Source organism: Kitasatospora sp. HPM-01-4, from assembly GCF_051374625.1.
GTDB lineage: Bacteria > Actinomycetota > Actinomycetes > Streptomycetales > Streptomycetaceae > Kitasatospora.
Genome location: NZ_JBPQGP010000005.1, coordinates 1,656,513 through 1,668,401, shown reverse-complemented (window position 1 = coordinate 1,668,401; position 11,889 = coordinate 1,656,513). Strand labels below are relative to the sequence as shown.

Here is an 11,889-nt window from a genome sequence, read left to right as displayed (position 1 = left end):
TGTGATCCCCGTCGCCGAGCTGCGCCCCGCCTTCGCCCCGCTGGCCGCCGTGCTGGCGCACCGCTACCGTCTCGACGCGCAGGACCTGGAACAGGAGGTCTGGCTGCGGGTGCTGGAACGGGCCGCCGACGGCACCCTGCCCCGCGACCGCGTCTCCTGGGTCCGGGCCCTCACCGTCCAGCTGACCGCCCAGCACACCGCCCGTCCGCCGCAGCCCCACCGGAGCGCCCGGCCGGTGCCCTCCGCCGAGGAGCAGCTGCTGACCGCCTACCGCCACCGCGCCGTACGGCGGGCGCTGGCCCGGCTGCCCGGCCGGTGCCCCGAGCTGCTCGCCGCGCTGTCGGAGTCACCCGAACTGACCTACCGGCAGTTGGCGGAACGCCTGGGACTGCCCAGGGGCAGCATCGGTCCCACCCGGTCGCGCTGCCTGGGGTGTCTGCGGGCCCTGCTGTACAGCCACCGGCCGGAACGGCCTTCGGATGCCGGGATCTGACGGGTGAGTGACAATCACCACGTCGGGCATCCGCGAGGTTGAGATCGGGGGACGGCTGGGTAGAGCGGTGGCTAACGCCCTCCTTGACCGAGGCGGACGGATACTGAGCGTGAGCGAGGGTCGGGCTCCGGAGACCGCCGGAGTGCGGCGCCCGGGACCAACGATGGGGAGGCCCCGCACATGGGCAAGAGCGTGATCATTTCGGTGGCGACCGAGGACGACGCGGAGCAGATCCTCAAGCTCCAGTACCTCGGCTACCAGAGCGAGGCGGAGCTGTACGGCGACTGGGGCATCGAGCCGCTGACGCAGACGCTGGAGAGCCTGCGGGCCGAACTGGCCGAGCGGTACGTCCTGGTGGCCAGGCTGGGGGACGAGGTCGTCGGCACCGTCCGCGGCCGGGTGGACGAGAACGGGGTCGCCCGGGTCGCCCGCCTGGTGGTCCACCCCCGGATGCAGCGCCACGGCCTGGGCGGCCGGCTGCTGGATGCCGTCGAGCGGCAGCTGCTGGAGGGGCACCCGGTGCGCTCCTTCGTCCTGTTCACCGGCCACCGCAGTCTCGGCAACCTCCGCCTCTACGCGCGGCACGGCTACCGGCAGCGGGAGGTCACCGAGGTGAGCCGCCGGCTGAGCATGGTGGCCCTGGAGAAGCCTGCGCACCCCGAGTTCGCCGCGACCGCCTGAACGCACCCGGCTCACCGAGTCCGCCGCGACCGCCCGAGCGGATCCTCCGAGACGGTCCGCCGAAGCGCCCGGTCCCCGTCGACCGGGCGCTTCGCCTTGTGCCGCCGGGATCCTTCGTCCCGCCACTACCGGATCGTGTCCGCAATGCGGACACCTGATCCTGATGATTGGGACCCGACGCATCCGTCTGATTTACTTGCACCCATGACCGCGACAACGACCTGCACCCCCACCGGCGCCACGCCGGCAGGTGAGCGTTGCATGTGCTGTCGAATGTGTCACTGCTGAGGGCCACCGCCCCTGCTCGCGCCCCGAAGCGAGCCCCGCTGAAGCGGCGCCGCACGCCCTGACGTCGGCGTTGCCGCACACCTCCCTGATCCCGGACCCGTACGGGCCACGCCCATGCGCGTCCCCGCCCCCCAGCGGCCACGGTCGAGGTGAGGCGGCGGGACCCCACCCCCTTCCAGGCGTGCCTGCGGCATGCCGCTGACCGCCACCGGTGCGCCGGCCATCGGCCGTCCGCCCCCGACCAACGGAAGCAGCTGTGATCACCACCAAGGACCTGACGAAGGTCTACCGTTCCAGGGGCCGCGAGGTCACCGCCCTCGACGGGGTCGACCTGCATGTGAGGGAGGGCGAGGTCTACGGCGTCATCGGCACCAGCGGCGCGGGCAAGAGCACCCTCATCCGCTGCGTGAACATGCTGGAGCGCCCCACCTCCGGCAGCGTCACCGTGGACGGCATCGAACTCACCGCGCTGCCCGGCCAGGAGCACCGGGCCGGCCGCGAGCTGTGCGAGGCCCGCCGCCGGATCGGCATGGTGTTCCAGCACTTCAACCTGCTGTCCTCGCGGACCGTCCAGCAGAACATCGAGCTCCCGCTGGAGATCATCGGGCTGGACCGCACCGAGCGCCGCCGCAAGGCCGCCGAACTGCTCGACCTGGTCGGCCTCGCCGACAAGGCCCGCAGCTTCCCCGGCCAGCTCTCCGGCGGCCAGAAGCAGCGGGTCGGCATCGCCCGCGCACTGGCCGGCGACCCCAAGGTGCTGCTCTCCGACGAGGCCACCTCCGCGCTCGACCCGGAGACCACCCGCTCCATCCTGGCGCTGCTGCGCGACCTCAACCGGCAGCTCGGCCTCACCGTGCTGCTGATCACCCACGAGATGGACGTCATCAAGTCCGTCTGCGACTCCGCCGCCCTGATGCGCGGCGGCAAGGTGATCGAGTCCGGCGAGCTCACCGACCTGCTCGCCGCCGAGAACTCCGAACTGGCCCGTGAGCTCTTCCCGCTCGGCGAGTTCGGCCACGGCAGGCCCGGCAACAGCGTGGTGGAGATCACCTTCCAGGGCGACACCTCCGCCCAGCCCTTCATCTCCCAGCTGGCCCGCACCTACCAGATCGACATCAACATCCTCGGCGCGGCCGTGGAGCAGATCGGCGGCCGGATGGTCGGCCGGATGCGGGTCGAACTGCCCGGCGGCCACGAGGAGAACGTGGTGCCGATCGGCTTCCTGCGCGAGCAGGGCCTGCAGGTGGACATCGTGAACGAGGCGAAGGGAGCGGTCGCATGACCTGGGACCAGATGCGGGAACTGATGTGGCCCGCCACCAACGAGACCTTCCAGATGGTCGGTGTCGCCACCCTCGCCACCATCCTGCTCGGCCTGCCGCTGGGCCTGCTGCTGGTGCTCACCGACAAGGGCGGAGCGCTGCAGAACGCCGCGGTCAACCGGGTGATCGGCGCCGTCGTCAACGTCGGCCGCTCGCTGCCGTTCATCATCCTGATGGTCGCCGTACAGCCCTTCACCAAGACGCTGACCGGCACCACCATCGGCTGGCAGGCCGCCTCCGTGCCGCTGACCATCGGCGCCATCCCGTTCTTCGCCCGACTGGTCGAGACCGCCGTCCGCGAGGTCGACCGGGGCCTGCTGGAGGCCGTCCACGCGATGGGCGGCGGCACCTGGACCGCCATCCGCAAGGTGCTGCTCCCCGAGTCGCTGCCCGCGCTGGTCTCCTCCGCCACCACCACGATCATCGCGCTGATCGGCTTCTCCGCGATGGCCGGCACGGTCGGCGGCGGAGGCCTGGGCACCCTCGCCGTCAACTACGGCTACCAGCGCTTCGAGACCGCCTTCATGTGGGTCATCGTCGCCGAGCTGGTGGTGATCGTGATGGCGATCCAGCTGGTCAGCGACCTCATCGTCCGGCGCCTGGCCGACCGCGGCAGCTTCGGCGGCACCACCCGCCTGCTGCGCCCTCGCCGCACCGAGCTCACCGAGGAAGAGGAAGAGCTCGCCCTGTCCCACTGACCCCGCCGTCCGCCTCCGACCCGAGGCAGGCAGCGCACCCAGGCCACCGGGCCATCCCCCGGTGGGCCGTCCGCTCCATGGAGAAAGGCACTTTTCGTGCGTAACGTCCTGAAGTCCACCGCCATCGTCGCCACCGCGGGCCTCGCCCTCACGCTGACCGCCTGCAGCAGCGGCTCCTCCTCGGCCGGCTCCTCGCCGGACCAGCCGCTCACGGTGATCGCCAGCCCCACCCCGCACGCCCAGATCCTGGACTACGTGAAGAAGAACCTGGCCGACAAGGCCGGGCTGAAGCTGGACGTCAAGGTGGTCACCGACTACGTGACCCCGAACACGGCCGTCCAGGACGGCTCGGCCGACGCCAACTTCTTCCAGCACGTCCCGTACCTGGAGGACTTCAACAAGAAGCACGGCACGGACGTCGTCTCCGTCGAGGCGGTCCACCTGGAGCCGCTCGGCCTCTACTCCAAGAAGGTCAAGTCCCCCGCCGACCTGCCCAGCGGCGCCACCGTCGGCCTGCCCAACGACGCCACCAACGAGGGCCGGGCGCTCAAGCTGCTCGCCGACGACAACGTCATCAAGCTGAAGGACGGCGCGGGCACCTCCGCCACCCCGGCCGACGTCGCCGAGAACCCGAAGAACCTGAAGTGGAAGGAGCTGGACGCCGCCCAGCTGCCCCGCTCCCTCGGCGACCTGGACGCCGCGGTCATCAACGGCAACTACGCGATCGACTCCGGGCTGACCCCCGCCAAGGACGCCATCCTGCTGGAGAAGGCCCAGGGCAACCCGTACGCGAACATCCTCGCGGTCAAGAAGGGCCACGAGAACGACCCCCGCGTGGTGAAGCTGGCTCAGCTGCTGCACTCCGACGAGGTCAAGAAGTACATCGACGACACCTTCAAGGGATCCGTCATCGCCGCCTTCTGACGGTTCGTACCGGCTGCCCGGCCGCAGTGGTCCGCCCCGCTCGCCCTTGGGTGAGCGGGGCGTTCGGGCCCCCGCACGTGAGCCGCGGGAGCCCGGTCGGGCAGTATGCAGGTGGGACGGCCGCAGGGCTTGGTGAACTGACGTGCCGTCGCCGGATTTGCCGGTACGCTGACCTGGCCGAGCACGGCTGGGGCGTACGGTGTGTCCACGACCCGGCGAGGAGAGACGGCATGGCAGCGAGCTTCCCCGAGACCGCGATCAGCACCGAGAGGCTGCTGTTGCGCCCTCTTGCGGACGAAGACGCCCCTGGCCTGGTCGCGATGATGGACGACGAGCCGGTACACACCTGGACCGCCATCCCGCAGCCCTTCACCCGGGCCCACGCCACGGACTGGATCCGAACCCTGGCCCCCGCCCGCCGGGCCGAAGGGCGCGGAATAGCCTTCGCCGTCACCGAGCACCTGACCCAGCGCCTGGTCGGGGTGGTCGAACTGCGCGGCACCGACTGGCGGCTGCGCTCCACGGAAGCCAGCTGCATCACCGCCGCCTGGGCCCGCGGCGAGGGCTACGCCCCCGAGGCCCTGCTCGGTGTCGCCCAGTGGCTCTTCGAGGACCGCGGCTTCCTCCGCCTGGAACTGCGCACCGCCGCCGGCAACACCGCCGCCCAGCAGGTGGCCCAGAAGATCGGCTGCATCAGCGAGGGCGTACTGCGCAGCGCCTGGATAGTGCGGGGCGGCGACTGGACCGCCCCGACCCGTACACCGGCCGGCGCCGGTCCCGGCCCCGGCTCGGCGGGCCCCGGGACCCCCGAGGATTCTGTGGGCTCCGAGGGTTCCGTGGGCTCTGTGGGCTCCGAGGGCGAGAGCCGCAGCGACCTGATCCTGTGGAGCCTGCTGCCCGAGGACCTGGAGAGCGCCCAGGACGACAGCTGGGCCCGGCAGCGGTACGTGCTCCGCGACTGACCCCGGATCCCGGCCGGGGCGCGCACAGCTGTGCGGGTTGGCGGCACCGGACGGAGTACACCCGGTAGCCTCTGCACCGGGACGGACCACGAATGGTCCGTACCTGCGACGGAGCAGTGTGCGTGGGGCGGACAGCGCCTCGGGGCGGATCAGGCGAGGGAGAAAAGCCGCAGATGGCTGACCGGATCACGGTCATCGGGTGGGACGGTACGCCGCTGACGGAGGCGGCCGCCTCGGCACTGGCGGGAGCGACCCTGGTCGCCGGTGCGCCCTACCAACTGGCAGCGCTGCCGGTACCGGCGGACGCCGAGCGGATCGTGCTCGGCAGCATCGCGGCGGCCGCCCGGAAGATCGCCGAGCACCGCGGTACCGCCGTGGTGGTCGCCGAGGGCGACCCCGGGTACTTCGGCGTGGTACGGGCCCTGCGCAACCCCGAGTTCGGCCTGGAGCTGGAGGTGCTGCCCGCCGTCTCCTCGGTGGCCGCCGCCTTCGCCAGGGCCGGGATGCCCTGGGAGGACGCCCAGGTGGTCTCCACCCACGGCGGGCGGCTGCGCCGCGCGGCCAACGTCTGCCGGGCCCACCCCAAGGTCGCGGTGCTCACCACCTCCGACGCGGGCCCGAGCGAACTGGCCCTGATGCTCCGTGGCGTGCACCGCACCTTCGTGGTCTGCGAGGCGCTCGGCACCCCGGACGAGGACGTCACCGTGCTGACCTCCGAGCGGGTACCCGACCATGTGTGGCGCGACCCCTCCGTGGTGCTGGTGATCGGCGGCGGAGGCCAGATCCAGACCGTGGACGAGGCGGCCGGCTGGCTGGCCGGACGACCCATCGGATTCCCCGGCTCGGCGCGCGGCTGGGCGCTGCCCGCCGACGCGTACGCGGGCGTGGAGCGCGGCGCATCCGCACTGGACGCCGGCGGGCGCGCGCTGCCCCCGCACCTCCGTGCGCTGGCGGTGGCGCGGTTGGGCCCGGTCCCGGGCGACCTGGTCTGGGCGGTCGGGGCCGGGAGCGGTGCGCTGGCGGTGGAGATCGCCAGGTTCGGCGCGGCCGTGGTCGCCGTCGAGGCGGACCGCTCGGCCTGCGCCCAGATCGCGGTCAACGCCCGCCGGTACGGGGTCGAGGTGGAGGCCGTCCACGGCGTCGGCCACGAGGTGCTCGGCCGGCTGCCCGAGCCGGACGCCGCGGTGGTCGAGGCCGGCGGCGCCGAAGCCGTACGCGCCGTGGTCGCCCGTCGTCCGGGACGCCTGGTCGCGGTGGCCCACACACTCGCGGAGGCCGAGGAGATCCACGAGGTCCTCTCCGGCGCGGGCTACCGGGTGGACGGCGCGCTCCTGCAGTCCGCACCGCTCGCCGCCGGACGCGGGGCGGCGGCCGGCCTGTCCATCGGCGCGGGGGAGCAGGGCCTGATGCTCTGGGGAGAGCAGGGTTCCTGACCCTTCGTGCTCTCCACACCCTCCCCACACGGTTTGTTCGCGCCACGGCTGCTTTCCGGCCAGTGTCCGGCCGTTCTCCGCTTCGTACGCGGTGATTCCGATCGCATCCGGTCATGGATTCGAGAGCCTGTCAGTCGTGGCCGGTAGGGTGGCGTCCTGGCTGTGCCCGATGATCGGTGGGTCGTGCCCTTATCCGGTACGTTTGTCACCTTTTTGACGTGGTGCAAGCCACATCGGTATGGAGTGCGGACATTCGACGTGGCCCGTGCCGGGCCGGAAGAATGCCCTAGGGTCCGGTGCGGTCGTGCCGCATGCCTCTGGTGGTCGTTGTTTCTGATGGTGCGCTACCCCGGGCGGGGCGGCGCACAGGCCCGGGGTGGCGCGCAGCGCGTCGGCGAGTCCGCCGCCGTGCGCCGATGCGGCGGACGCCAGTAGGTGGTGGACGGGCGGGCCGAAGCGCGGCTCGCCCCGAGCGGAGTTGGGCGCTGCGGTCGGCGGACCGCCTCGCCAAGGGCGCGGAAGCGGCCTGGAAGGAGCTTTGACATGACCGATGGCGGCCACGTCCCGAACGAGGGACTGCCGGAGCACCTGCTCGGCGGGCCCGACCCCCTGGGCCGGCCGGAGGGCGTCGCCGTACCGGGTGTCGCCGTGCCAGGTACAGCCATGCCCGGAGTTCCGTCCGCCGAGGCGGGGATGCCGGGTGCGCCGATGACCGGCATTCCGGGCATGCCGATGCCGGGTATGGAGGGCATGCCGATGCCCGGGATGACCGTGCCCGCGCAGGGCGGCGAGGGCTGGGCGGTCGAGCACCGTCCCGCGTACACCTTCCTCGACCAGCCGGACCACCTGGAGGACGAGGACGACGTACTGCTGATGCCCGGTCCGCAGGCGTCCTGGGGCGAGTCGGTCGTACACGGCCCGGTCGAGACGGTGATGGTCGCCGACCAGGGCATGCCCGTCGTCCCGCCGGCCGCGCTGGCCGACACCATGACGCTGCGCACGGTGGACGAGAACGCCCTGCCGTCGCTGCCCGCGCAGAACGCCGGTACGCCGGTCGAGCCGTCCTGGCCCCCGCTCGCACCGCCGACCGGGGGAGAGGTACCCGGCCAGGGCGTCCCGGGCGCGCCGGTCGTGCCCGGGCAGCAGGCCGTACCGCAGGCGACCGCCGCCGCACCCGTGACGCCTCCCCAGCCGCAGCGGCGTCCGCTGCACGCCGGGCCGCCGATCCCGGACCCTTCGCTGATGACCGGCCAGGTGCCGGTGCGTTCGCTGGCCGACCGGGGCCCGTCCGAGCAGGTCGACCCGCAGGCCTTCGCGGGCCGTCCGGTGCCGCAGGGCGGTACGCCCGCGCACGGCGTCCCGGTCGTCGTACCGCCGGTCGCGGCCGAGCAGCCGGCCGCCCCGGTGGCTCCCGCCACCCCGGTACAGATCCCGGCCCAGGCAGCGGCGCCGGAGCAGGCCGAGGTCCCGGCCCAGGTCCAGGAACAGGCCGAGGCCCCGGCGCAGGAGCAGCCGACGGTGGTCGAGCAGGTCGCCGAGGCGTCCACGGCCGAGGCACCGGCGGCGGTCGAAGCCGCCGTCACCGCGCCGGCGGAGGCGGGGGAGACCGCTCCCGCCGCCGAGACGCCGGCACCGGCCGCCCAGGCTGAGGCCGTCACCACGGACGCCGTCCCGGCCGAGGCCGGACCGGTGGCCACCGACGGCGGGGACGCCGCCGCTGCGGAGAGCGCCGCCGTGCAGGCCCAGCCGGCGGCGGACGCCGAGGCGTCCCCCGCCGAGGGCGTCGTGGCCGGCGCGGAGTCCGCGGAAGCCCCGGCCGCCGAGGCCGCTCCCGCCCCGGAAGCGCCCGCCAGCGAGACCCCGAGCGTGGAGGCCCCCGCCCCTGACGCAGCGGTAACCGAGGCACCGGCCGCCGAGGCCCCTGCCGCCGAGGCCCAGTCGGATGACGCGCAGCCCGCCGAGGCCCAGTCCGCTGAGGCACCCGCGGCGGAGGTCGCGGCCGTGGAGCCCCAGGCCGAGGCACCTGAGGCGCCCGCAACGGTCGAGGCGCAGCCTGCGGAGAACGCCGAGGCGGCCCCCGCCACGGAGGCGCCGGCTGCCGAGGCCGCCACCGGTGAGGCTGCGCCGGCCGCACCCGTCGTGGTTGAGGCGGCTGCCGTCGAGACGCCGGCCGTTGACGCACCGGCTGAGACCGCACCCGCTGAGGAAGCCGCAGCCGAGACCGCAGCCACCGAGGCCGCAGCCACCGAGACCGCTGACGCCGAGTCGGCCGTGCCCGCCGAGGCACCGGCCGCCGAACTGCCGACCCCGGAGGCCCCCATCGCCGACGCCGTTCCTGCCGACGCACCGGCGGCCGAAGCCTCGCCCGCCGACACTCCGGCTGCCGACACGGCGAGCACCGACGCGCCGAGTACTGACGCGCTGAGTACTGACGCGCTGAGTACTGACGCGCCGCGTACCGACGCACCGACGGCTGACGCACCCGCAGCCGAGAGCGCGCCGGTCGAGGCCCCCCCGGCGGCCGTGCCGGCCCAGGCGCCGGCCCAGCCTCCCCGCCGGATCGCCGCGTTCCTCGCCGACCCGGCGCCGCACGGCCTGCCGACGGTCGAGGCCGTGCCGGCCGCCGCGACTGCCGAGGCGACCGTGACGGCGGAGGCAGCCGCCACCGCACCCGAGCAGGCGCCCGGGCAGCCCGACGAGGCGGAGCCGGTCGCAGCCGAGTCGGTCGCGGCCGCCGAGCCGACCCCCGAGACCGTCGCGGGTACCGGTGACGTCCCGTCCGCCCAGGCCGTCGAGGCCCCGGCCCAGCCGGAGCCCCAGGCCGCGCCCGCCTCGGAGACCGAGGTCCCGGCCGAGGCCGAGCCCGCCGCCGACGCAGCCCCCGCTGCCGAGCCGGCTGCGAGCACTGAAGCCGCCGCCGATGCCGAAGCCACCGTGAGCACTGAGACCACCGCTAGCGCCGAAGCCACCGTGAACACCGAAGCCACCGCCGGCACCGAGGCCACCGTGACCGCTGCCGACGCCGTGACCGCCGACGCCGTGACCGCCGACGCCGAGCCCGCCGACGCCGAGCCCGCCGTGGCCACCGACGCCGTCGCGACCACCGACACCCCCGAAACCGCCGACACCCCCGAGGCCACCGACACCCCCGAGGCCACCGACACTCCCGAGCCCGCCGAGCAGGTCGACCGCGGTCCCGCCGCACCCGGTTACGACGAGGTCGGCCGCGACGCCGTCCACCAGGTGATCCGTGAGCGCCGGGACATCCGCAACGGTTTCCGTCCGGACCCGATCCCGCACGAGGTGCTGATCCGAGTCCTGGAGGCGGCCCACACCGCGCCCAGCGTCGGCTACTCCCAGCCGTGGGACTTCGTGGTGATCCGTTCCGCGAAGACCAGGCAGAAGATGCACGCCCTGGCGGAGCGCCAGCGGGACGCGTACGCGGAGTCGCTGCCCAAGGGCCGGGCGAAGCAGTTCAAGGAAATCAAGATCGAGGCCATCCTCGAGACCCCGGTGAACATCGTGGTCACCGCCGACCGCACCCGTGGCGGCCGGCACACCCTGGGCCGCCACACCCAGCCGCAGATGGCGCCGTACTCGGCCGCGCTCGCCGTCGAGAACCTCTGGTTGGCCGCCCGCGCCGAGGGTCTGGGCGTCGGCTGGGTGAGCTTCTTCGACGAGGAGGAGATGATCCGGGAGCTCGGCCTGCCCGAGCACCTGGATGTGGTCGCGTACCTGTGCGTCGGGTATGTCGACTCCTTCCCGGACGAACCCGAGCTGCAGCAGCAGGGCTGGGCGAAGAAGCGCCCGCTGGCCTGGGTGGTGCACGAGGAGCAGTACGGCAACCGCGCGCTGCCCGGTGAGGACCCGCACAACGTGCTCTCCGAGACCCTGCGCGGCATCCGCCCGCTGGACGCCAAGGCGCTCGGCGAGGCCTGGGACCGGCAGAAGCGGATGACCAAGCCGGCCGGTTCGCTCGGCCTGCTGGAGATCATCGCGGCGCAGCTGAGCGGTCTGAGCCGCAAGTGCCCGCCGCCGATCCCGGAGCCGGGCTGTGTGGCGATCTTCGCGGGTGACCACGGAGTGCACGCCCAGGGCGTCACCCCGTGGCCGCAGGAGGTCACCGCGCAGATGGTGTCGAACTTCCTGGCCGGGGGAGCGGTGGTCAACGCCTTCGCCGCCCAGGTCGGGGCCGAGGTCTGCGTGGTGGACGTCGGCGTCAAGGCCGAGCTGCCGGACGCCGTCCAGCAGGGCCGCACCACCGGTCTGCTGCCGCGCAAGGTCAAGCCGGGCACCGATGACATGACCCAGGGCCCGGCGATGAGCCGGGAGGAGGCGCTCAAGGCGATCGAGGTCGGTATCGAGACCGCCCGTGACCTGGTCGCGGCCGGCAACAAGGTGCTGATCACCGGTGACATGGGCATCGCCAACACCACCGCCTCCGCCGCGCTGATCTCGGTCTTCACCGGGCTCGACCCGGCCGAGGTGACCGGTCGCGGCACCGGTATCGACGACGCGACCCACCAGCGCAAGGTCGAGGTCGTCCGGCAGGCGCTCGCCCTGCACCAGCCCGACCCGGCCGACCCGATCGGTGTGCTCTCCGCCGTCGGCGGCCTGGAGCACGCCGCCATCGCGGGCTTCCTGCTCGGTGCGGCAAGCCTGCGCACCCCGGTCATCCTGGACGGCGTGATCGCGGGTTCGGCCGCGCTGGCCGCCAAGGCCATCGCGCCCGAGGTGCTCGCCGCCTGCATCGCGGGTCACCGCTCGGCCGAGCCCGGCCACGAGGCCGCGCTGACCAAGCTGGGCCTGCGCCCGCTGATCGACCTCGATCTGCGGCTCGGCGAGGGGACGGGGGCGCTGCTGGCCCTCCCGCTGGTGCAGAGTGCCGCCCGCGCGATGCACGATGTAGCCACCTTCGACTCCGCCGGGGTTACCGAGAAGGCCTAAGGGCCTCCCTGCCGGCCGTACCGCACCGACCCCGGCCAGGGTCGGCGCGGTACGGCCGAACCGTCCGCGTACCGCAGTGCACGAGGACGGCCCGGCCACGAACGCCACGGCCGGACCTGATCCGGGCTCCGCCGGCCCTCGC

Annotated in this window: 8 protein-coding genes; all 8 read left to right on the top strand. The window is 73.5% G+C overall.

Going from position 1 to position 11,889, the window contains the following annotated elements; all coding sequences use genetic code 11:
• Position 1: 1 nt before the first annotated feature.
• The 8 genes from ACSMTC_RS07170 (at position 2) to cobT (ending at position 11,747) form a co-directional block, all read left to right on the top strand.
• Positions 2-493 carry an RNA polymerase sigma factor gene (locus tag ACSMTC_RS07170; RefSeq protein WP_436558795.1) on the top strand — a complete coding sequence of 164 codons (492 nt, stop codon included), beginning with the start codon at positions 2-4 and terminating at the stop codon, positions 491-493.
• A 180-nt stretch (positions 494-673) separates the two neighbouring features.
• On the top strand, positions 674-1,174 hold the full coding sequence (locus ACSMTC_RS07165; RefSeq protein ID WP_436558794.1) for a GNAT family N-acetyltransferase: 501 nt from the start codon (positions 674-676) through the stop codon (positions 1,172-1,174).
• Positions 1,175-1,718: 544 nt separating this feature from the next.
• Positions 1,719-2,744: a methionine ABC transporter ATP-binding protein gene (locus ACSMTC_RS07160; RefSeq protein ID WP_436558793.1), complete on the top strand. Its 1,026-nt coding sequence runs from the start codon at positions 1,719-1,721 to the stop codon at positions 2,742-2,744.
• On the top strand, positions 2,741-3,481 hold the full coding sequence (locus tag ACSMTC_RS07155) for a methionine ABC transporter permease (RefSeq protein ID WP_436558792.1): 741 nt from the start codon (positions 2,741-2,743) through the stop codon (positions 3,479-3,481). Before ACSMTC_RS07160 ends, ACSMTC_RS07155 begins: the two co-directional genes overlap by 4 nt.
• Before the next feature lie 96 nt (positions 3,482-3,577).
• Positions 3,578-4,405, top strand: coding sequence for a MetQ/NlpA family ABC transporter substrate-binding protein (locus ACSMTC_RS07150; RefSeq protein ID WP_436558791.1), 828 nt, complete (start codon positions 3,578-3,580; stop codon positions 4,403-4,405).
• Between the two features lie 230 nt (positions 4,406-4,635).
• Complete coding sequence (locus tag ACSMTC_RS07145) at positions 4,636-5,367, top strand: GNAT family N-acetyltransferase (RefSeq protein WP_436558790.1); 732 nt, start codon at positions 4,636-4,638, stop codon at positions 5,365-5,367.
• 173 nt (positions 5,368-5,540) lie between these two features.
• On the top strand, positions 5,541-6,800 hold the full coding sequence (gene cbiE / locus ACSMTC_RS07140) for a precorrin-6y C5,15-methyltransferase (decarboxylating) subunit CbiE (RefSeq protein WP_436558789.1): 1,260 nt from the start codon (positions 5,541-5,543) through the stop codon (positions 6,798-6,800).
• Positions 6,801-7,343: 543 nt separating this feature from the next.
• The gene (gene cobT, locus ACSMTC_RS07135; protein ID WP_436558788.1) at positions 7,344-11,747 is read left to right on the top strand and encodes a nicotinate-nucleotide--dimethylbenzimidazole phosphoribosyltransferase; all 4,404 of its coding nucleotides are present in this window, start codon (positions 7,344-7,346) and stop codon (positions 11,745-11,747) included.
• Positions 11,748-11,889: the final 142 nt, after the last annotated feature.

Bases quoted from the DNA above. Each gene is read 5' to 3' on its own strand.
- ACSMTC_RS07145 (WP_436558790.1), top strand. From the start codon at position 4,636: ATGGCAGCGAGCTTCCCCGAGACCGCGATCAGCACCGAGAGGCTGCTG.
- ACSMTC_RS07165 (WP_436558794.1), top strand. From the start codon at position 674: ATGGGCAAGAGCGTGATCATTTCGGTGGCGACCGAGGACGACGCGGAG.
- ACSMTC_RS07155 (WP_436558792.1), top strand. From the start codon at position 2,741: ATGACCTGGGACCAGATGCGGGAACTGATGTGGCCCGCCACCAACGAG.
- cobT (WP_436558788.1), top strand. From the start codon at position 7,344: ATGACCGATGGCGGCCACGTCCCGAACGAGGGACTGCCGGAGCACCTG.
- cbiE (WP_436558789.1), top strand. From the start codon at position 5,541: ATGGCTGACCGGATCACGGTCATCGGGTGGGACGGTACGCCGCTGACG.